Origin of the sequence: Bradyrhizobium sp. ISRA430 (assembly GCF_029909975.1) — a bacterium.
Lineage (GTDB): Bacteria > Pseudomonadota > Alphaproteobacteria > Rhizobiales > Xanthobacteraceae > Bradyrhizobium.
In genome coordinates this window covers 284,929-300,390 of record NZ_CP094516.1, presented here as the reverse complement: position 1 = coordinate 300,390, position 15,462 = coordinate 284,929, and the positions used below count along the sequence as shown (strand labels likewise).

The 15,462-nt window shown below is 60.8% G+C and carries 34 protein-coding genes; 19 read left to right on the top strand and 15 right to left on the bottom strand.

Features of this window, described 5'->3' with window-relative positions; translation table 11 throughout:
- Nucleotides 1-364: 364 nt before the first annotated feature.
- Nucleotides 365-844 (bottom strand): hypothetical protein, encoded by a 480-nt coding sequence (locus tag MTX21_RS01660; protein WP_280970214.1) that lies wholly within the window; start codon nucleotides 842-844, stop codon nucleotides 365-367.
- Between the two features lie 243 nt (nucleotides 845-1,087).
- Here MTX21_RS01660 and MTX21_RS01655 point away from each other — a divergent pair, with 243 nt between their 5' ends.
- Nucleotides 1,088-1,534, top strand: a complete 447-nt coding sequence (locus MTX21_RS01655; RefSeq protein ID WP_280970213.1) for a hypothetical protein — start codon at nucleotides 1,088-1,090, stop codon at nucleotides 1,532-1,534.
- Nucleotides 1,535-1,762: 228 nt separating this feature from the next.
- On the opposite strand, the gene MTX21_RS01650 is transcribed toward MTX21_RS01655, so the two are convergent.
- The 14 genes from MTX21_RS01650 to MTX21_RS01585 form a co-directional block, all read right to left on the bottom strand.
- Nucleotides 1,763-2,263, bottom strand: coding sequence for a hypothetical protein (locus MTX21_RS01650; protein WP_280970212.1), 501 nt, complete (start codon nucleotides 2,261-2,263; stop codon nucleotides 1,763-1,765).
- The gene (locus tag MTX21_RS01645) at nucleotides 2,260-2,481 is read right to left on the bottom strand and encodes a hypothetical protein (RefSeq protein ID WP_280970211.1); all 222 of its coding nucleotides are present in this window, start codon (nucleotides 2,479-2,481) and stop codon (nucleotides 2,260-2,262) included. The genes MTX21_RS01650 and MTX21_RS01645 overlap by 4 nt, the downstream gene beginning before the upstream one ends.
- A complete protein-coding gene (locus tag MTX21_RS01640; RefSeq protein ID WP_280970210.1) occupies nucleotides 2,478-2,699 on the bottom strand; it encodes a helix-turn-helix transcriptional regulator in 222 nt (73 codons plus the stop codon). Before MTX21_RS01640 ends, MTX21_RS01645 begins: the two co-directional genes overlap by 4 nt.
- 91 nt (nucleotides 2,700-2,790) lie before the next feature.
- Complete coding sequence (locus MTX21_RS01635; protein WP_280970209.1) at nucleotides 2,791-2,928, bottom strand: hypothetical protein; 138 nt, start codon at nucleotides 2,926-2,928, stop codon at nucleotides 2,791-2,793.
- A complete protein-coding gene (locus MTX21_RS01630) occupies nucleotides 2,925-3,050 on the bottom strand; it encodes a hypothetical protein (RefSeq protein WP_280970208.1) in 126 nt (41 codons plus the stop codon). Before MTX21_RS01630 ends, MTX21_RS01635 begins: the two co-directional genes overlap by 4 nt.
- A 115-nt stretch (nucleotides 3,051-3,165) precedes the next feature.
- Entirely contained in the window at nucleotides 3,166-3,354 is a 189-nt protein-coding gene (locus MTX21_RS01625) for a hypothetical protein (protein ID WP_280970207.1), read from the bottom strand.
- Nucleotides 3,344-4,180 (bottom strand): AAA family ATPase, encoded by an 837-nt coding sequence (locus MTX21_RS01620; protein WP_280970206.1) that lies wholly within the window; start codon nucleotides 4,178-4,180, stop codon nucleotides 3,344-3,346. The genes MTX21_RS01625 and MTX21_RS01620 overlap by 11 nt, the downstream gene beginning before the upstream one ends.
- A complete protein-coding gene (locus MTX21_RS01615; protein ID WP_280970205.1) occupies nucleotides 4,180-4,875 on the bottom strand; it encodes a hypothetical protein in 696 nt (231 codons plus the stop codon). Before MTX21_RS01615 ends, MTX21_RS01620 begins: the two co-directional genes overlap by 1 nt.
- Nucleotides 4,876-5,025 (bottom strand): hypothetical protein, encoded by a 150-nt coding sequence (locus MTX21_RS01610; RefSeq protein WP_280970204.1) that lies wholly within the window; start codon nucleotides 5,023-5,025, stop codon nucleotides 4,876-4,878.
- Complete coding sequence (locus tag MTX21_RS01605) at nucleotides 5,025-5,477, bottom strand: DUF1064 domain-containing protein (protein WP_280970203.1); 453 nt, start codon at nucleotides 5,475-5,477, stop codon at nucleotides 5,025-5,027. Before MTX21_RS01605 ends, MTX21_RS01610 begins: the two co-directional genes overlap by 1 nt.
- Entirely contained in the window at nucleotides 5,477-5,653 is a 177-nt protein-coding gene (locus MTX21_RS01600; RefSeq protein WP_280970202.1) for a hypothetical protein, read from the bottom strand. Before MTX21_RS01600 ends, MTX21_RS01605 begins: the two co-directional genes overlap by 1 nt.
- Nucleotides 5,654-5,663: 10 nt before the next feature.
- Nucleotides 5,664-6,224 (bottom strand): hypothetical protein, encoded by a 561-nt coding sequence (locus tag MTX21_RS01595; RefSeq protein WP_280970201.1) that lies wholly within the window; start codon nucleotides 6,222-6,224, stop codon nucleotides 5,664-5,666.
- Nucleotides 6,225-6,285: 61 nt separating this feature from the next.
- Nucleotides 6,286-6,879: a hypothetical protein gene (locus MTX21_RS01590; protein ID WP_280970200.1), complete on the bottom strand. Its 594-nt coding sequence runs from the start codon at nucleotides 6,877-6,879 to the stop codon at nucleotides 6,286-6,288.
- Nucleotides 6,880-6,974: 95 nt separating this feature from the next.
- The gene (locus tag MTX21_RS01585) at nucleotides 6,975-7,193 is read right to left on the bottom strand and encodes a hypothetical protein (RefSeq protein WP_280970199.1); all 219 of its coding nucleotides are present in this window, start codon (nucleotides 7,191-7,193) and stop codon (nucleotides 6,975-6,977) included.
- A gap of 87 nt (nucleotides 7,194-7,280) precedes the next feature.
- On the opposite strand from MTX21_RS01585, the gene MTX21_RS01580 reads away from it, so the two are divergent.
- The 18 genes from MTX21_RS01580 to MTX21_RS01495 all read left to right on the top strand — a co-directional run bounded on the left by MTX21_RS01580 (nucleotide 7,281) and on the right by MTX21_RS01495 (nucleotide 15,458).
- Entirely contained in the window at nucleotides 7,281-8,009 is a 729-nt protein-coding gene (locus tag MTX21_RS01580; protein WP_280970198.1) for a S24 family peptidase, read from the top strand.
- A gap of 91 nt (nucleotides 8,010-8,100) precedes the next feature.
- The gene (locus MTX21_RS01575; RefSeq protein WP_280970197.1) at nucleotides 8,101-8,337 is read left to right on the top strand and encodes a hypothetical protein; all 237 of its coding nucleotides are present in this window, start codon (nucleotides 8,101-8,103) and stop codon (nucleotides 8,335-8,337) included.
- Nucleotides 8,334-8,498, top strand: a complete 165-nt coding sequence (locus tag MTX21_RS01570) for a hypothetical protein (RefSeq protein WP_280970196.1) — start codon at nucleotides 8,334-8,336, stop codon at nucleotides 8,496-8,498. The genes MTX21_RS01575 and MTX21_RS01570 overlap by 4 nt, the downstream gene beginning before the upstream one ends.
- Nucleotides 8,485-8,613 carry a hypothetical protein gene (locus MTX21_RS01565; RefSeq protein WP_280970194.1) on the top strand — a complete coding sequence of 43 codons (129 nt, stop codon included), beginning with the start codon at nucleotides 8,485-8,487 and terminating at the stop codon, nucleotides 8,611-8,613. Before MTX21_RS01570 ends, MTX21_RS01565 begins: the two co-directional genes overlap by 14 nt.
- A complete protein-coding gene (locus MTX21_RS01560; RefSeq protein WP_280970193.1) occupies nucleotides 8,610-9,011 on the top strand; it encodes a hypothetical protein in 402 nt (133 codons plus the stop codon). The genes MTX21_RS01565 and MTX21_RS01560 overlap by 4 nt, the downstream gene beginning before the upstream one ends.
- Nucleotide 9,012: 1 nt before the next feature.
- Nucleotides 9,013-9,216, top strand: a complete 204-nt coding sequence (locus MTX21_RS01555; protein WP_280970192.1) for a hypothetical protein — start codon at nucleotides 9,013-9,015, stop codon at nucleotides 9,214-9,216.
- Nucleotides 9,213-9,455 carry a hypothetical protein gene (locus MTX21_RS01550; RefSeq protein WP_280970191.1) on the top strand — a complete coding sequence of 81 codons (243 nt, stop codon included), beginning with the start codon at nucleotides 9,213-9,215 and terminating at the stop codon, nucleotides 9,453-9,455. Before MTX21_RS01555 ends, MTX21_RS01550 begins: the two co-directional genes overlap by 4 nt.
- Nucleotides 9,452-10,372, top strand: coding sequence for a PD-(D/E)XK nuclease-like domain-containing protein (locus tag MTX21_RS01545; protein WP_280970190.1), 921 nt, complete (start codon nucleotides 9,452-9,454; stop codon nucleotides 10,370-10,372). The genes MTX21_RS01550 and MTX21_RS01545 overlap by 4 nt, the downstream gene beginning before the upstream one ends.
- Nucleotides 10,373-10,376: 4 nt before the next feature.
- Nucleotides 10,377-11,393, top strand: a complete 1,017-nt coding sequence (locus tag MTX21_RS01540) for an AAA family ATPase (RefSeq protein ID WP_280970189.1) — start codon at nucleotides 10,377-10,379, stop codon at nucleotides 11,391-11,393.
- Nucleotides 11,390-11,590, top strand: coding sequence for a hypothetical protein (locus tag MTX21_RS01535; protein WP_280970188.1), 201 nt, complete (start codon nucleotides 11,390-11,392; stop codon nucleotides 11,588-11,590). Before MTX21_RS01540 ends, MTX21_RS01535 begins: the two co-directional genes overlap by 4 nt.
- Before the next feature lie 48 nt (nucleotides 11,591-11,638).
- Nucleotides 11,639-11,872, top strand: a complete 234-nt coding sequence (locus MTX21_RS01530; RefSeq protein ID WP_280970187.1) for a hypothetical protein — start codon at nucleotides 11,639-11,641, stop codon at nucleotides 11,870-11,872.
- Nucleotides 11,873-11,904: 32 nt separating this feature from the next.
- On the top strand, nucleotides 11,905-12,429 hold the full coding sequence (locus MTX21_RS01525; protein ID WP_280970186.1) for a hypothetical protein: 525 nt from the start codon (nucleotides 11,905-11,907) through the stop codon (nucleotides 12,427-12,429).
- 2 nt (nucleotides 12,430-12,431) lie between these two features.
- The gene (locus MTX21_RS01520) at nucleotides 12,432-12,941 is read left to right on the top strand and encodes an HNH endonuclease signature motif containing protein (protein WP_280970185.1); all 510 of its coding nucleotides are present in this window, start codon (nucleotides 12,432-12,434) and stop codon (nucleotides 12,939-12,941) included.
- On the top strand, nucleotides 12,938-13,066 hold the full coding sequence (locus tag MTX21_RS01515) for a hypothetical protein (RefSeq protein ID WP_280970184.1): 129 nt from the start codon (nucleotides 12,938-12,940) through the stop codon (nucleotides 13,064-13,066). Before MTX21_RS01520 ends, MTX21_RS01515 begins: the two co-directional genes overlap by 4 nt.
- Nucleotides 13,067-13,160: 94 nt before the next feature.
- Nucleotides 13,161-13,454 (top strand): hypothetical protein, encoded by a 294-nt coding sequence (locus tag MTX21_RS01510; protein ID WP_280970183.1) that lies wholly within the window; start codon nucleotides 13,161-13,163, stop codon nucleotides 13,452-13,454.
- A gap of 64 nt (nucleotides 13,455-13,518) precedes the next feature.
- Nucleotides 13,519-14,100, top strand: a complete 582-nt coding sequence (locus MTX21_RS01505; protein WP_280970182.1) for a hypothetical protein — start codon at nucleotides 13,519-13,521, stop codon at nucleotides 14,098-14,100.
- Between the two features lie 108 nt (nucleotides 14,101-14,208).
- The gene (locus tag MTX21_RS01500) at nucleotides 14,209-15,177 is read left to right on the top strand and encodes a hypothetical protein (protein ID WP_280970181.1); all 969 of its coding nucleotides are present in this window, start codon (nucleotides 14,209-14,211) and stop codon (nucleotides 15,175-15,177) included.
- Nucleotides 15,174-15,458: a hypothetical protein gene (locus MTX21_RS01495; RefSeq protein WP_280970180.1), complete on the top strand. Its 285-nt coding sequence runs from the start codon at nucleotides 15,174-15,176 to the stop codon at nucleotides 15,456-15,458. The genes MTX21_RS01500 and MTX21_RS01495 overlap by 4 nt, the downstream gene beginning before the upstream one ends.
- The last annotated feature ends 4 nt before the right edge of the window (nucleotides 15,459-15,462 follow it).

The window sequence follows — 15,462 nt, the reverse complement described above, 5'->3', positions numbered from 1 at the left end:
CACCGGCGGCGGCGACCCGGGCGGCCGGTCAAACGGAATCGCACACCGCCGCCCCCGACGCGCAAACTCTCGCGCCCAAACCTGAAACGACCCGTCGTAGTGCTTCACAAACAGCTCCGGGATCCGCTCAAACACGGTCAACACAGCTCACCTCCGAAAAATTTCGGCCCAAAAAATTCAGATGGACGTCCCGATGATTTGGCGGGAAAGTGTGTGAGCGGTGCACCAGCGTTCGAGTTCGGTCGCCGATTTTCCCCCCGGGTGGCCGTCCAGGCGGGTCCTGAATTCGAGCACCCCTCCAGCCCTCATCACACAGAGATGTTCCATAATGCGTGCTATGCGAATGGTAAGTCATTGATATTGCTCATTCGTTTTCTGTGATGTGATTATGCGAGGCCTCGATATGCACCGCCGGCATGGGGCGCGCAGGTGCAGCAAGGATCTGGATCACCACGCCTGGCGAGTGCGAAGCCGTTGATCCGCTTGCATTATCGTCGTCGGATAGCTGCTCGAGCGCCTTCACAGCGGCCACGCGGGCCATTTTGTTGTCTGTTTGGTCGCGAACCTCGGTCAGCGCGAGAATATTTCGGGCTCGTTCGCTGGTTCGCAACACGTCCAACTCAGCGAGATAGAACGCCTTCACATGAGGCTTTCGGAGGGCGACGTAGAGGGCGTGTGGCTTGAGACCGGCCTTGGTTGCGGCATCGTCGCGCTTCAATCCGTCCCAGACCATGAACGTGAGAGCATTGCGCAGACGACCGGTGACCTTGCCTCGTGCAGAGCGATCGCGAGCGGTAACGGCTTGGTGGCTCGGCTGCTGCTCGACTGTTGCAGGGACTGACATGGTGGATGGTACGTCCTCGGCTATTCGCCTTCGTCGTGGTCCTCGCTCGCAGAGCTCGCTGTGGAAGGATAAGCGCGGGCGCGATGCGGGACGCGCGATGTGGATGCTTGATGTGGCGCTGTTGGCGCAACGCACTGCCTGATTATTCAATGATTTCAATGGCTGTTGGTGGCGCGATCGTTGGTGTGCGAATGATCGCAGTCCGTTGCGGCCCAAAACCAAGAGTTCTCTATATGGGAACGCATGGTTGCCGCTCGTCATCCGCTTCGTGATCGCATCATTGCCCGGGTTCGGCGGGGCGAGATCGCCAATGTGCGCGAGATGATGCTGGTCGCCTCGATCCCTCGGCAGACGGCGAACCGGTGGCTGCGCGAGGCTGGAATCGACTTGAGTGAGATGAGGCTTCGCCTGATCGCGAAGATGCACACACAAGAGGAGCTTTATCTCGCCGGCCGCAGCGGGATGAAGCGACCCACAGCGGCACAACAGCGGCGAGATTTGCTCAAGTCGGTGAGGCGCTTCAATGCGGCAAATGCGAAAGAGCCTGGATCAGCGCGAGCGAAAAGCAGCGCAGCATCGGAAGTGGAACGAGCCGAGGGTGTGGCAGGTGAGATGCCCGGCCTGCGAGCACACGGGGACGGTCTACATGACGCTGAGGCGCCTGCGGCAGGTCAACCTGAAGTGCAGTGAATGCGCCAAAGCGCGGGAATCAGATACCGTGCCGGGATGAAAGACTTCCTGCGCCGCAATCTGCTTCTGATCCTATTTGGGCTGCTGATCATCAGTCAGTTACTGACGTGGCGAGCAGTAGTCGACTTGGGATCTCGACTACCCCGCGATCCGCCTAGATGCGCCGTTCACGACCCCTGCATGGTCGAGCTCGACGAATACACACTGCGGCAACTGCGGCCGCGCTAATCAGCCGGCGAACATGGTGTCGGCGTCGCTCGCAGCCAGCTTCGCTCTCGCCTTCTTCCACCGAGCACGAGCAGCCCGGCGCGCAATCTTCGCCCGCAACGGCGCGGCAATCTTGATTTTGCGAGCCGCGGCCGCCCGGCGCGACATTTCCTTGAAAATAAGGGGCTGGGCGCGCGCAAGGAGTTCCTTGCTCATCCGGTGAGCATTGTCCCGAACATTCCTATTCTCGCGCCCCTGCCATACGCCTTGCATAGCTGCCTCGCATTCGAGATCGGGCACCATCACGAACTTGACTGCGAACATCTTGCAAAACTCGTCAAACGTGGTCGGGCCGATTCCGCGCGCTGCCGTCGGTCCGAGGCACTTGTCGACGTGCCCCTCCGCGAAGTCCCCGGCATCGTCACAGAACGCATTGGAGAGGTTGCGCAGGGCCTTTGCGACCCTGAACGCCTCGCGGAGGGATTCGTGGTCTGTGACGACGGCGAGCGGCTGATCGGTCATGCGGCATCCCATCCGGTGGTGTCGACTTCGGGCTGGGATGCCGCGTTGCATCCTTCGGCAGATTGCCTGAGAAGTCGCCAGACGCGCTCAGCCTCAGTCGGGCTGTAGGACAGCGGCTGCTCCGGCAAGTCGCGCTGGGCGGTCCGCGCTGGCTCGGTGCGGCCTATCCGCTGATAGACCGGGCGGTGGCTGGTGGGCTCGGCGTTGCGCGGGATCATTGCGCCGCTTCCATTGCCGTCGGCCCAAACTCCTTGATGCCGTAGACCGCGCGCACGAGCTCGACGGCGTTCCGGACCTTGTACTTGGTCATGACCTGGAATCGATGGTCCTCGACCGTGCGCGGGCTGAGGCCGAAATGCTCGGCTATCTCCTTCGACGTCCAGCCGAGGCACAGCTTCTCGCAGATTTCCCGTTCCCGTCGTGTGAGCTGGCTCATGACAGCAGCATCCCCATGCTGATGACCACCACGACCTGGAGCGCGATGGTGATGTACACCGCGCGATTGCTCATCCCCTGCCCGTCCATAGCTACCCCCTCTGCACGATGCCGCCGACGATATAGCCGGCCATGAATGCCAGAATGCCCACCGCAACAGGCCATACTGCGTCTGCCCATTGCTGGAGCATTTCGAACGCGACCATCCCCTCGCCGTATGCCCCGTTCATTGCGTCACCGCCGCGATTGCGATCCCGCCGCACAGCGAGGCGAGGATCAGCGCCGCGAATAGCTGGATCAGATGGTCTGACACCCACATCGCGGCGATGACGAACAGCCAGAACTCGGCCACCGTTATTCCCCGGCCTCGTCGACGATCGTGCGTACCTCGGCCTTGCCGAGTGCCAGGACGGCCTGCTCAACGAGCATGCGGAAATGGCGGATGTAGAACTCCTTGACGACGTCGGTCATGCTGCAGGTTCCTTCATGTTGGCGCGCATTCGGCGCTCAATGCGGTTGAGGATGTCCATTGCTTCCATCCGGTCGTAGTCGTCGAGGCCCTCGATGACCGGCAGTTTGAGGGCTCGTTCCTTGGCGTTGATCTCATCGACCAGCACCGAAATCTCGCGCTTCTTCGCTTCCAGATCATGCGACATCGTGATCGCTCGCGTATTGCGGGGTGAATTGTCCGGTGAGAGGATCGACGTAGAACGAGCAGCTTCCGATCTTGCCGGCGCCGATCTCGCGGACCTTGGCGCTGATCACCTTCGCGGTGTTGCCGGCTTCGCGCACAACGATCAGGCCGTTGTCGCATTTGTTGTACCAATTCATCGAGCCTTCGATGTCGGCCAGGCTCACGACCTTGTTGCCGCTGTTCACGATCGCCTTGGTCGGATGGGCCACCACGATCACGATGGCGTTCATCGTGCGGCAGAAGTCCTTGATCAGCATCAGGCAGCGGCCGATGTAGTCCGTCATCATCTCGTCGCGCTGGCGGGCGCGGTCGAGCTCGTTCCATGGGTCGATCATGATGATCTCGGCGCCGCGGTGCTCCACGGCCCATTGCGCCTTTCCAAGTACCCATTCGATCGTGTGCGCGGGCTCGTATTGCTGATGAGGCACCGCTGACTGCACCGTGCACTGCGATCGGCAGAAGTGATCGAAGGCGGTCTGGCTGCCGGTCCAAATCTTGCGCAGCTTGGCCTTCAGGTGCCCCTCGTTCTCAGGCACGTACAGGAACGATCCGACGCTCTGCTCAAGGGCCATCTTGAGGATCACGTTCAGCATGAACGTCGACTTGCCGTGGCCGGCGATGCCGGTGACGACGAGGAATTGACCGAGGTAAAACTTCAGGATCTGGTCGAGCTCGTGCCAGCCGGCGCCGAAGGCCTGCTTCTCGACCGAGCCGCGCTGCGGCAGGTCGGCCAGCGTGTACAGGCCGGGGGGCACCGAAAGGTCCGGAAGATCGATCACCTCGCCCATCAAAGCACTCCTGGAATTCCATCGAGCCAGTTCGGCTCATTCGGGGATTTCAGTCCGCGGATGACCGCGCCGATGTACTCGCGCGGATCCGACTTGGTTGACGCCTGCTCGATCGCCGCGCGGGCGAGTGGGATGTTCTTTTGCTTTGCGGCGAGGAGCTTGGTGATCAGCCCGCCAGCTTGCTTGCCGAGAACCTCGCGGCCTCGCCGGAAGAGTTCAGCTTCAGGAGAATGCGACGCGTCAGCGTCGGGTGCATTTCCCTTCCCTTCCCTTCCCTTCCCTTCCCCTTGATCTTGCACAAGAGGCGTGGGTGACGCGTGCTCCACGCGTGCCTCACGCGTCGATATCTCATTCTCTTCAGTGGGTTGCGGAAGAGTGGACTGGCTTTCGCGGTTGTTGATCACCTGATGCTGGGTGAAGCTCGGAATATGGCCGTAATCGGTCCCATCGACGCGATACTTGACGATGAATCCACGCGTGGCCAACGCGTCGAGCACGCGTGAAAAGTCGACATCGTCATATGGCAGGCAGTCGAGCTTGAGCGCGCGCGGGGCCCACCGGAAACGTCCCTCGCGATCGGCCGCGGTCCACAGTCCGGCGAACGCCACTCGCAACGGCATGCCGGTTGTCTTCTCCGCTTCGTAGAGCGCTTCATGGCGGAAGAAATCGGGTTTGATTGAACGGATGCGGGCCATCTATTCGGCCTCCTCCTTGTCGAGGCGCTGAGCGTTCTCGCGGGCGCGCTGCTCGAACAACTTGTCCGAGTTCACGCGCTCGGCGCGGATCGCGGCCTGGAGCAGGATCTGGTTGAGCCTTGTCGTCGGGGTCGAGAGCGGGTTCTTCATCAGAATTCCTCGACCTCCCAGCCGCCGCCGCGCTTCGCCGCGATCGGCTTGAGCGCCTTGAACCGGAAGGGATAGAGCGACGCTGCGACCTTGATCTTCACGCGCGCGTCGTCCTCCCAGAAGCCTTTGACCTCGTGCATCTCCATGGTGCCGTCGAGCAGCATCACGGCGAAGTCCGGGGTGTAGAAGGTGTTGTCGGCGAGCCGCAGCTTGACCGCTTCGAACTTCGACCAGGCGATCACCGTGCCCTCGATGCTCTTGAGGTGCTCGGCATACTTCGCCTCGGTCTTGTTCATCTCGCCGGTCTTGAGCCTGCCCAGCGCCAGCCGTCCGCCGCCCGGCTTGTCCGGAGGGACGGCGAACGGCGGCTGGCTGGTGTCGACATGGGTTGCGTTGGACGGCACCCCATGCCGAGCCAGATGCTGTGCAAGCTGTTCTTCGGTCCAGCGCATCAATGCCCCGCGATCACCCGCAACACCGGCAGGATGTCGATGGCGGCGAGATATTCAGGGCTCGGATTGACGAGAAATGCCGGCATCTCGGCCAGATCGGCCATGAAGCGGTCCTCGTCCAAGACGAAACGATGATCTGGATCGACGAACGGCGAAAGAGGAAGCGGCGTGTTCATCGCGGCCTCCTCAGTGGACGGCGTTCTGGTCGAGGTCCTTGCGCTCGCTGAGATCCATCTGCGCCGGATCGGTTGCGGGCTGCTGCTCAGGCTCGGCCGGCTTCCGCTTCTTGGCGAAGGCGCGCATGAGGATTGTTTGGCCGTCGTGCCAGCCTGCGATCCACATCTGGAACTGATCCTGAGGCAGCGACAGCGGCGGCTCGCACTTCTCGCCCTGCATGCCGGCGACCTTGCCGTTCTCGAACTGATCGGGCGCAGGCTCAAAGAGCTGCGGCTGCGAGCCGATCGGGAGTCCAGCCCAGCGCGCCAGGCGCTGCACGCGCTCGACCACAGCCTTCATCTTGGCCGGTGTGTTCGCCGTCAGCAGGTCGACGATATCAGCCTTGGCGCCGCGGCCGAGGTCGGCTTTGGCGAGGTCTACGACTGCCGAGCGATCCTTCTTGGCCTTCTCGACCAGCGCATCTGCGACCTCATACGCTTTCGCGTGATGGAAGGTCAGCGCGCGCTTCTCTTCATCGGTGAGTGTGGAATTGTGTCCCGGTCCCGGCGATCCGCCGTTCTTCTTTGCCATAATCTGGCCTCTGTGTGACGCGCCCGAAACTCCCGGGCCAGAGACGCACTGCTACTGGTCGTTATCGTCTTTGGGCTTGAGCCACGGCGCGATGCGGTGCGCCAGCGCTTCCGCGCGTCGCATCAGCGTCTCGGCGATCCACGTCCGGGCGCCGAAAGCCCAGGGCAGTTTCGGCCCGGTCGATGCTTGCTTTGAGAGATCGGTTGGCATCGAGGGCACCTTTGATGCGACGGCGAGCTCCGACCTCGGCCGGCGCGCTCGTCTCCAATTTCAGAATTTCTTGTTCATCTTCGGCGCGGCGGCGCTTGATCGCAGCGACGGCCATGACCTGCTTCGCCCACCACCACCATTTCGGCTCGGCCTCGCCCATGAGCGCAGCGAGATAATCGAGGCCGTCTTCCGATTGCAGGAGGAGTTGAAGTTCCTCGATCGTGTAAACGCGCGAGTTGGCGAGACGATGCTTCGCTGAGCGTTCCTTGAGGCCGAACAGATCGGCGACAAAAGCCCAGGTTTTGTAGGGGTTTTTCGCACGAATGATATTTGTGATCGCTGCCTGAAGTTCCGAGATAGCGGTGCACGATCCTGGAAAATCGGTGCACGTTTCGGCACCCCTCGCATTTGCACAATCCGCCGTCGTCGCTGATGCTCGCGACATCGCTCAGGCCCTCGGATACTGGATGGGAACAATGTCGGTCGAACTGGAAGCGCTGCTGCGGAACGTGATGTGGCTCATGGCGCACCGTCCATCGATCAGGCAGCCGTCTCTTGGTCGGCCCGGGTCTTCTCGTAGTCAGACATGAAGCTGTGCACGCGGGCGACCAATCCGAGGTTCGGCATGCGCCCTCCCCGCAGATCCCCCACGAAATTTGGGTCATTCAGCGCCAGCCTGCCGAACTTGTAGGCTGGCATGCTGGTGCGGTTCAGGAATTCCTCGATCTCCTCGAGGAAGGTCTGCGCCGGGTGTTTCATGAAAGCGGAAACTATAGGCCTATTCCTCTTTGTCAAGAGGCTCATTCCTACTTCCCTAAAATATAGGTAAAGTCCTACAAAAGAGGCATGGACGTGGTTCGCAAATTGATTCTCGATCGGCTGATGGAATTGGGCCTGGATTTGTCCGAGGCATCGAAAAAGATCGGCCGTAATCACGCTTATCTGCAGCAATTCATCAGGCGTGGCGTTCCCGCTGAGCTGAAAGAGCGAGACCGGATCCGCCTTGCAGAATTGATTCAAGTTTCACCCGATGAACTACGGGGGCCTTCGACACCGTTGCCCGCTCGCAGCTACGAGAAGAAAGCCGCGAGTTCCCGTGAAAGTTTCGTTGACGCAACCACACATTCGTCACAGTCTCTATCCCCCGCCGTGATTGTGCCAAGTTCTGAATTGTTCGGAACGCATATGGACTTCCCCATATTTGGCACCGCTCAAGGCGGGCAGGATGGGGCGCTAATCGTGTCAGAAGCGGCAGTAGATTGGGATGTCAGACCTGCGGTACTTCTGAGGGTCAGGGACGGCTACGGAATGATCGTCAGCGGCGACTCGATGGCGCCGGAGCACAAGCACGGATCCATCGCGCTCGTTAACCCGCACCTCCCTCCTCGAGCCGGAGACTCATGCGTGTTCCGTAGTCACGCTGAGGACGGCACCAACCTGGCAATGATCAAAGTTTACCGCGGGCAGACCGAAACTCATTGGAAGGTCAGCCAGCACAATCCGCCGAAGGATTTCACGCTCAAGAAGAGCGACTGGCAGATCGTCCACAAGACGGTAGGCAATCATTTCCCATAGTCCTCAAAAAAATTTCGATTGTCGTAGGAATTTGCCTATTGACCGAAGAGGAATAGGCCTATAGGTTTGCTCCATCAAACGGAGCGACCCGATGTCCTATTTCGATCGCCGATACAGCGCCGAGACGCACGATCACCGGCGCGATCTTCGCAAGCACGACAGCCTCCCCCACCGCCTCGACCGCAGGATCAGCACCGCGATCGACATCGCCCTGCTGTGCCGCTGCATGGACAACATCGAGGACGCCGCGGCGCTGATCGATCAGTACGCCGACAGCAGAGCCTCCGAAGCCCGCCTCGATGCCGTGCGCGCGGGAGCCGGTGCATGAGCAAGTATCCCAGCGATTCCGCCGAGATGGCCCGCCTTGTCCGGCAGGCAGACGAAATCACCGCCCTGCGGCTGATCCAGACTTGGGGCGCCAAGCAGCGTGCGATCGGCGCCCGCATCGAAATCGAAGCGCAGTTGGAGCGGGCCAATGCGAAAGCCTGAGGTCGACCCAGTCGAGATTGTGGCCGTCTCTTTGCCAGTGCTGGTCGAAGTCGTCGTCATCACCCTGTTCATCGGCATGATCGCCGTGTGGGCCGCGCTGAGGGCCGGCGCATGAGCAAGCGATACACCCTTGACGCCGATCTGATGCCGATCATGCGGGGCGATGTACCGCTGCCAAATCCGGAGCCGATCGAGGCCGACATCGGCGCGATCATACTGCACTACAATTCGATGCAGTCGGGCTGCTCTGTGCTTCTGCCAGGCGAGACTTCCAAGAAGTGGAACGTCAGCTTCTTCCTCGACCACGGCCAAGGCGGACAGCTCTACGGATCTGGAATCGTCGCTTGGACCAAATGGGACAATGAGAAGCGCGCCTCTGTCGCGACCGGCCTGAAGTTCGCGATCTGTCAGCACAAGAAGGTCGACGGTCCCGGCGCGAACCATTCGCGCGGCTGGCATCCTGGCCACTGCGAGAAGTGCGGCCTCGATATGACTGTGGATTCGGGGGACTGACATGCGGCTCTCCGACACCCAGCGCGCCTGCATCATCGAGGCGACAATCCAGCCTCTCCGGCGCTTCCCGAAAGGCTATGGCCGACCGAGCGGTGAAGTCTTCTTCGATCACCGCACCGTCGGATCGCTCCTGAAAACCGGCCATCTGCGGATGATCTATCCGCCCGGCGGATGGCGTCCTTTCGTGACCGCGAGGGCCGCATGAGCAGGGTCAACGCCAAGGGCACCGGCAAGAAGGCACTCGTCCGCGCCGCCGCGCTGTCGGGCTACTGCAACACATCGCTCGACCTCGCCGACGAAACCGGCCTCTCCGTCCGCGAGTGCTCCGGCTACGTCGCCGCTCTCATACGTCAGCGCGAACTGCGCCGGACAACGCGCCGGCTGCCGAACAGCAGCGCCAACGGGCGCGGCCGCAAACTCCACGTTTTCGAGGTGAACGCATGATTATCGATCGTCCTGGCATTTTCAAAGACTTCCCGACGGCTGCGTACTTCGGTGACCCCACACCCACGCCCTCCCTCACGCAGTCACTCGCGAAGGTCCTCATCGAGCAGAGCCCGTTGCACGCGTTCCAGCAGCACCCGCGGCTGAATGTGAAGCCTGCCGATGAGGACGACGGCGAGAAGTACGACAAGGCGCGCGCGATCGGCAACGCGGCTCACAAGCTGATGCTGGACCGCGGCAAGGACATGTCCGTCGGCGAGTTCGAGGACTGGCGCACCGGCGCGGCCAAGGCATTCAAGCTGGCGTCCCTCCAGGAAGGGAAAGAGCCGATCCTGCGCAAGCATTTCGACGCCGCCGGCGCCATGGTCGATGCCGCGCTCGAGCAACTGTCCCGCATCCCCGGCACACAGAATGCATTCACCCACGGCGACGCCGAGGTGGTGATCGCCAATTGCGAGAACGGCATCTGGCTGCGATCGATGATTGACTGGATCACGCCGGACCTGCGCGAGGTATGGGACTACAAGACGGGAGGCGTGTCAGCATCGCCCTACGCGACGCCGCGGCGCATGGCTGATGCCGGCTGGCACATCCAAGCAGCTTTCCACGAGCGTATCCTCGACGCGATCGACCCGAAGGGCGCCGGCCGCCGCAAGTTCTTCTATGTCGCGCAGGAGAACGAGGGGCCGTTCGCCCTCACCGTCAACCAGATCGGCGAGGCCGCGCTAACCATCGGCCGCAAGCAGGTCAGCTACGCGATCAACACCTGGACGCACTGCCTGCGCCGCAACACCTGGCCGGCCTACCCCAACCGCATCAACACCGCCGAACTCCCGACTTGGGCCGAAAGCCAGTGGCTGGGTCGCGAGATGGACGAGGCTTCCGAGAACGATCCCGATCTCATTTTTGCAGGTTAGAACTATGAACGCGCATATCCGCAATTTCGACGACCGTCCCGCCGTCCGCGAGCAGGTGCCTCTTCTGATCGGCCTCATGGGCCCTTCCGGCTCGGGGAAGACCTATTCCGCATTGCGCCTAGCCAAGGGCATTCAGGAGGTCACCGGCGGCGACATCTACGGCATCGATACCGAGGCCCGCCGGATGCTGCACTATGCCGATCAGTTCAATTTCCGGCACATCCAGTTCGATCCACCCTTCGGTTCGCTCGATTACCTCCTCGCGCTGCGGCACTGCGTCAACAAGGGCGCCAAGATCATCGTCGTGGACTCGATGAGCCACGAGCACATTGGGCCCGGCGGCTATCTCCTCACCCAGGAGGCCGAGGTCAACCGCATGGCCGGCGACGACTACGCCAAGCGCGAGCGCGTCAAGATGGCCGGATGGATCAAGCCGGCAAACCTGCGCCAGCAGATGATCACCGGCATCCTCCAGATGAACGTCAATTTCATCTTCTGCTTCCGCGCCAAGGAGAAGAGCAAACCGAAGAAGGGCGGCGGCATCGAGGAGCTCGGCTTCATGCCGATCGCTGGAGAGGAATTGCTGTTCGAAATGACGGTGAACGCTCTGCTCCCGCCGAAGTCCAACGGCGTCCCGCAGTGGCGCAGCGACCAAATCGGCGAACGCATGATGATGAAGTTGCCTTGCCAGTTCGAGAAGCTATTCGCCGATCAGAAGCCGCTCGACGAATCCATCGGCCGCGCGCTCGCTCAGTGGGCCCGCGGCGGATCACCAGTTTCGCCGCCTGAGCAAACGGCGATGTCAGCCGCTCCGGAGGCGTCCAGCCCCGGCTCCGGGGCGGCTGACTACATTTCCCGATGGGACAACATCATCAAAGGCGCAACGGATGCTGATCAACTCGCGGCGACCTGGAACGCCGAGGCCGACGAGCGAAAGACGATTGCTTGGAATGATGGCGAGTTCAATACCCTCCAGCGCAAGGTCAAGCGCGCGATCGACAGCATGAGGACGCCGGCATGACCCCCTTCCTCCAATCCATCGCCGTCATCCTCGGCCTGGCGCTCGTTCTGCCGTTCTACGTCCTCTGGGTTCTCATCGGTCGGCGCATGGACAAGCGAGATCAGCAGCGCGCGACAATTTCCTGCGGTCGTCGCGGTGGAAGCTGTCAGTGCACTTCGGCCGAGGAGTGCTTCTACAACTCGGGCGCTCGCAGTTAGTCGCACACAGCAGATGGGCTAAGGCCCGGTTTTTAAAGGGGAACTCACATGAGCTTGACGCAGATCGAAGGTGTCCCGTCCCGCGCTTCTGTGAAGCCTGGCATGGCGCATTTCTCCGGCACCGGACCTCTCGCCACCACGTGCGCCTCGTGCGTGTTTCTCGCCGAGCAGAGCGGCCGGCGAACGCTTTATCGCTGCAAGAAATTCCAACAGCTCACCGGCAAGCAGGGCAACTGCATCAATCGCGAGTTCTCGTCCTGCAAATACTACGAGCCGAAATAGATCGAAGCACATGGACGCTGACGGAGGGGGTAATGTCGCAACGCGATAGTGGGTACGAGCGCAAAGAGCGGGATCTGTACGAGACGCCGGAGTGGGTGACGATGGCGCTTATGCCTCACCTGCCCACGACTGACTGTGTGGTCTGGGAGCCGGCGGCCGGCGGCGGGAAGATGTCTTCCGCGCTTTCCAAGATCGGATTCGATGTTACCGCATCGGACATCGACTCCGGGCACGACTTTCTTGAACGCGGGTGCCCCAGGCCATTCCGCGCGATCATCACGAACCCGCCATATGAACTCGCAACCGAGTTCATCCAGCGTGCCTTATCTCTGGTGCCGTGCAACGGCTTCGTCGCCATGCTGCTGCGAACTGATTTCGACCATGCGAAGACGCGCGCCAACCTGTTCGCCAATTCCCCCGTCTTTTCGAAAAAGGTCGTCCTGACCAAGCGCATCAAGTGGTTTGAGGATTCCAAGGGAAGCCCGAGCTTCAACCACAGTTGGTACATCTGGCACTCGCAACATTCAGGACCGCCAACCATAGCCTACGGACCATAATCATGAACATTTCAGAACTGAGAGCGTGGCTGAGCTACGACAGCGAGACCGGCCAATTCACATGGCTGAAGGTCAGCGGCAAGTCGCGCGTTGGCGCAATAGCAGGCACGCCGCATGCCAAGGGATACGTGACCATCGGGATTAAGCGCAAGCAGCACCTCGCTCATAGGCTTGCTTGGGCCTTTCACTATGGCGAGTGGCCCGATCGCCAAGTTGACCACAAGAACGGCAACAAGGCCGACAATCGTATTGACAATCTTCGCCTGGCTACCAACCAGCAAAACCACGCCAACCGAGGCGCGCAGAAGAACAGTACCTCTGGCGTTAAGGGCGTCTATTGGTTCAAGCCTCAGCAGAAGTGGAAGGCTCAAATCCAGGTCGCCGGAAAAGCCATCGTGATTGGATATTTCGACAAGAAGGACGACGCGATAGCAGCTCGCCGCGAAGCTGAGAAACAATACCAAGGCGAGTTTGCACATGAGGGAGCGCCGACGCTGGCGTATGCGCCATGACTCTCTACGCACTCGCATTGCTCGGCGCGGTCACGGTGTTGGTTGGCGCCCATCGCGCTCGCTGGATTGTTGATCCCAAGAGCTGGAAGGCCGGCAAGTGGCTTCTTCCGTGGGGGCCGGGCTGATGAGCCAGAACGTGCCAATGGCCTTCATCGCCTGGACGGTCTTTCTGATCCTGATCGGCGCTGGTCTCGGACAATTGCATTCTTGGGGGATGATATGACGCGCGACGAATTGATCAACGCTATCGACAGCCCGACTGTGGCGGCGCTTGAGAACGTGTTCAACGGTCCGTTCAAAGGCGAGTCCTATAGCAAGCAGATTGCCGACGTTCTGGCTCCTCGGCTCGTCTCATCTGCCCAAGATGCGAACGCCTGTCCATCTGAGTTCGTGGTGGTCCCGCGTGCCGCGCTTAAAGAAATCGTCGATAACTTCGTCAATCCCTATGACGAAGGACCGTATGAGGTTGGCGAGGTTCCGTCACTGGACGTGCTTCGGGAGTGCCTGAAATGAGCAGCACAACAATCCAATTGTGTGGGTTTTTCCTGATGCTTCTTGTCGTTCTCGGGGGCATTCGATGACCCCTGCCGAATTAAAGACAGCAGCTAGCTTGTTGCGGTCCCTCATCCATTCCGCCAATACGCACGAACTCCGCGAGCCTTCGCGCAGCGAGCTATTCCACACGATCCGGGAAGCACACCACATAGCGGATAAGTTGGAAGTAGCCTCTCGCTCTCCGGCAGCGGTCGAGCCTGCCCAAGATGCGCAATGCAACGCGGCTCTTGAACTCCTGAAGCGCGTCCAGGCCCACTACATCCAAGTTCCGCACAGCCTTCATTGCGAAATCGCTGCCTTCCTGAACGGAGCAGACAGCCGGACTCCGGCGGCTGGCGAGCCCCTCCAAGATATTCAGGGGCGCAGTGTAATGCAGCGCTTCCTGGCTGCCGCTGGCTGGGATGTCTGGAGCCTTCAACACAAGCAGTTGCAGGATGCGCTTGATGGCGCTCATCTGGAGATCGTTGATCGTCGCACTCTGGCAGCTCCGATCGCTGAACGCCTCACCCGCGCGATGGAGAGCACCACAGACGAAGTGGTGCGCAGGGACCTGCGCGAGATCATTTCGATAATCACACGTGCGGGAGGGGCTGACCATGACTGACCTCATCTGGATCGGCAACACGCTTTATCCGCGCTGGATAGTCTACACCGTCCTCGGCGTTTCGCTTGCTCTCTTGGCTTTCACTTCATTCATGGCAGACAGAACAAAATGAGCGATGACAAGCCCTATTTCTCGCACTTTGTAAAAGCGCTGGAGACGGCAGAGAAAATCATCGGACGCGAGTTTCCAAACGGCCAGGCAATAGCCGACATCCGCAATGCTCTTGCCGCCTTTCGCGCTCCGCCAGCGGTAGAGCATGCCCAAGATGCGCCGAACAGAGCAATCCTCAGCCTGATCACGGAGGTTGAGGGTCTCTGGGACGCCTTTGAATATGGTCTGCGGGCCGAGATCAGCAACACCAACTACGCCGTAGTTCGGGAGAAGCTTGACGCTGCGAGGGAAGCTCTGCGGCCAGCCTCAAGCTCACCGGCAGCGGTCGAGCCTGCCCAATGTGATTCCGTCAGCGAGCATCACACGCCGCTGCCATGGGCGGCAACGACGCGCCAGGGATCGTGGGATTGGGTGATCTACTCGACCAAAGACCCGAACATCGAGATTTGCCAACTCTTCCACGACGGCACAGAGGACAACGAAACCGGCGAAGCGAACGCCGATCTAATCGTCAAGGCCGTCAACTCTTTTGGCTTGGCCCCTGCACCGTCCGAGTTCGATATCGCGCTGATGAAGGAGCGCGATCAATTGCGCGCCGAACTGACTACCGCGCACCAACTGATGGCCGACCTTAGAGATGGCGCCTGTCCCGCACCCGCCTCTCGCACTCCGGCAGGAAGAGAACGGCCGAACGGAATCGTCAACCGTCTACGGGAAAACGGCACGCTCCTTGACGAGGCTGCCGCGGGCGAAATCGAACGCCTTCAGGCTGAGCTTGCGGCCGAGAAAGAGGAATCCGCCTCCTATCACCGTTTCTGGATCGAGGAGCGGGAGAAGCGGCGACAGGCTGAAGCTCAGGTCGAGCGTGTGACAGCACTGCTTGACGCTCAGCCCTACATGAACTCTGAGCTTACCGTTGCTCAGATCAGGGCCGCCCTCACATCGACGGAGGCCGGTGCGCCATGAGCGGTATCCTCCAACTCAATCCGCCGATCTACGTCGAGACGCCGCTTGGCTCTGCGGTCTGCATGTTCCTTTGGGAGCATGGGCTGGAGATCGACGTCCAGTGGTGCTGCTTTATCGAGAGCACTGGAGAGCCGTGGTGGCTTCCCAACAACCAGATCAGGCTCTCGACCAACCTGTCCGCCGGCCGATCTAAGACCAGTGAGATAAAGCCGCTGCCAGGTCTTGAGAAGCACATAGAGCGCTGTAAGGCGCGCAATTCAACTGAACAGCAAGGAGAATAGCCGT

Excerpts from the sequence above, each read along its gene's own strand:
- MTX21_RS01660 (WP_280970214.1), bottom strand. The coding sequence starts at position 844 with ATGTCAGTCCCTGCAACAGTCGAGCAGCAGCCGAGCCACCAAGCCGTT.
- MTX21_RS01655 (WP_280970213.1), top strand. The coding sequence starts at position 1,088 with ATGGTTGCCGCTCGTCATCCGCTTCGTGATCGCATCATTGCCCGGGTT.
- MTX21_RS01650 (WP_280970212.1), bottom strand. The coding sequence starts at position 2,263 with ATGACCGATCAGCCGCTCGCCGTCGTCACAGACCACGAATCCCTCCGC.
- MTX21_RS01645 (WP_280970211.1), bottom strand. The coding sequence starts at position 2,481 with ATGATCCCGCGCAACGCCGAGCCCACCAGCCACCGCCCGGTCTATCAG.
- MTX21_RS01640 (WP_280970210.1), bottom strand. The coding sequence starts at position 2,699 with ATGAGCCAGCTCACACGACGGGAACGGGAAATCTGCGAGAAGCTGTGC.
- MTX21_RS01635 (WP_280970209.1), bottom strand. The coding sequence starts at position 2,928 with ATGAACGGGGCATACGGCGAGGGGATGGTCGCGTTCGAAATGCTCCAG.
- MTX21_RS01625 (WP_280970207.1), bottom strand. The coding sequence starts at position 3,354 with ATGTCGCATGATCTGGAAGCGAAGAAGCGCGAGATTTCGGTGCTGGTC.
- MTX21_RS01620 (WP_280970206.1), bottom strand. The coding sequence starts at position 4,180 with ATGGGCGAGGTGATCGATCTTCCGGACCTTTCGGTGCCCCCCGGCCTG.
- MTX21_RS01615 (WP_280970205.1), bottom strand. The coding sequence starts at position 4,875 with ATGGCCCGCATCCGTTCAATCAAACCCGATTTCTTCCGCCATGAAGCG.
- MTX21_RS01610 (WP_280970204.1), bottom strand. The coding sequence starts at position 5,025 with ATGAAGAACCCGCTCTCGACCCCGACGACAAGGCTCAACCAGATCCTG.
- MTX21_RS01605 (WP_280970203.1), bottom strand. The coding sequence starts at position 5,477 with ATGCGCTGGACCGAAGAACAGCTTGCACAGCATCTGGCTCGGCATGGG.
- MTX21_RS01600 (WP_280970202.1), bottom strand. The coding sequence starts at position 5,653 with ATGAACACGCCGCTTCCTCTTTCGCCGTTCGTCGATCCAGATCATCGT.
- MTX21_RS01595 (WP_280970201.1), bottom strand. The coding sequence starts at position 6,224 with ATGGCAAAGAAGAACGGCGGATCGCCGGGACCGGGACACAATTCCACA.
- MTX21_RS01590 (WP_280970200.1), bottom strand. The coding sequence starts at position 6,879 with ATGTCGCGAGCATCAGCGACGACGGCGGATTGTGCAAATGCGAGGGGT.
- MTX21_RS01585 (WP_280970199.1), bottom strand. The coding sequence starts at position 7,193 with ATGAAACACCCGGCGCAGACCTTCCTCGAGGAGATCGAGGAATTCCTG.
- MTX21_RS01580 (WP_280970198.1), top strand. The coding sequence starts at position 7,281 with ATGGACGTGGTTCGCAAATTGATTCTCGATCGGCTGATGGAATTGGGC.
- MTX21_RS01575 (WP_280970197.1), top strand. The coding sequence starts at position 8,101 with ATGTCCTATTTCGATCGCCGATACAGCGCCGAGACGCACGATCACCGG.
- MTX21_RS01570 (WP_280970196.1), top strand. The coding sequence starts at position 8,334 with ATGAGCAAGTATCCCAGCGATTCCGCCGAGATGGCCCGCCTTGTCCGG.
- MTX21_RS01565 (WP_280970194.1), top strand. The coding sequence starts at position 8,485 with ATGCGAAAGCCTGAGGTCGACCCAGTCGAGATTGTGGCCGTCTCTTTG.
- MTX21_RS01560 (WP_280970193.1), top strand. The coding sequence starts at position 8,610 with ATGAGCAAGCGATACACCCTTGACGCCGATCTGATGCCGATCATGCGG.
- MTX21_RS01555 (WP_280970192.1), top strand. The coding sequence starts at position 9,013 with ATGCGGCTCTCCGACACCCAGCGCGCCTGCATCATCGAGGCGACAATC.
- MTX21_RS01550 (WP_280970191.1), top strand. The coding sequence starts at position 9,213 with ATGAGCAGGGTCAACGCCAAGGGCACCGGCAAGAAGGCACTCGTCCGC.
- MTX21_RS01545 (WP_280970190.1), top strand. The coding sequence starts at position 9,452 with ATGATTATCGATCGTCCTGGCATTTTCAAAGACTTCCCGACGGCTGCG.
- MTX21_RS01540 (WP_280970189.1), top strand. The coding sequence starts at position 10,377 with ATGAACGCGCATATCCGCAATTTCGACGACCGTCCCGCCGTCCGCGAG.
- MTX21_RS01535 (WP_280970188.1), top strand. The coding sequence starts at position 11,390 with ATGACCCCCTTCCTCCAATCCATCGCCGTCATCCTCGGCCTGGCGCTC.
- MTX21_RS01530 (WP_280970187.1), top strand. The coding sequence starts at position 11,639 with ATGAGCTTGACGCAGATCGAAGGTGTCCCGTCCCGCGCTTCTGTGAAG.
- MTX21_RS01525 (WP_280970186.1), top strand. The coding sequence starts at position 11,905 with ATGTCGCAACGCGATAGTGGGTACGAGCGCAAAGAGCGGGATCTGTAC.
- MTX21_RS01520 (WP_280970185.1), top strand. The coding sequence starts at position 12,432 with ATGAACATTTCAGAACTGAGAGCGTGGCTGAGCTACGACAGCGAGACC.
- MTX21_RS01515 (WP_280970184.1), top strand. The coding sequence starts at position 12,938 with ATGACTCTCTACGCACTCGCATTGCTCGGCGCGGTCACGGTGTTGGTT.
- MTX21_RS01510 (WP_280970183.1), top strand. The coding sequence starts at position 13,161 with ATGACGCGCGACGAATTGATCAACGCTATCGACAGCCCGACTGTGGCG.
- MTX21_RS01505 (WP_280970182.1), top strand. The coding sequence starts at position 13,519 with ATGACCCCTGCCGAATTAAAGACAGCAGCTAGCTTGTTGCGGTCCCTC.
- MTX21_RS01500 (WP_280970181.1), top strand. The coding sequence starts at position 14,209 with ATGAGCGATGACAAGCCCTATTTCTCGCACTTTGTAAAAGCGCTGGAG.
- MTX21_RS01495 (WP_280970180.1), top strand. The coding sequence starts at position 15,174 with ATGAGCGGTATCCTCCAACTCAATCCGCCGATCTACGTCGAGACGCCG.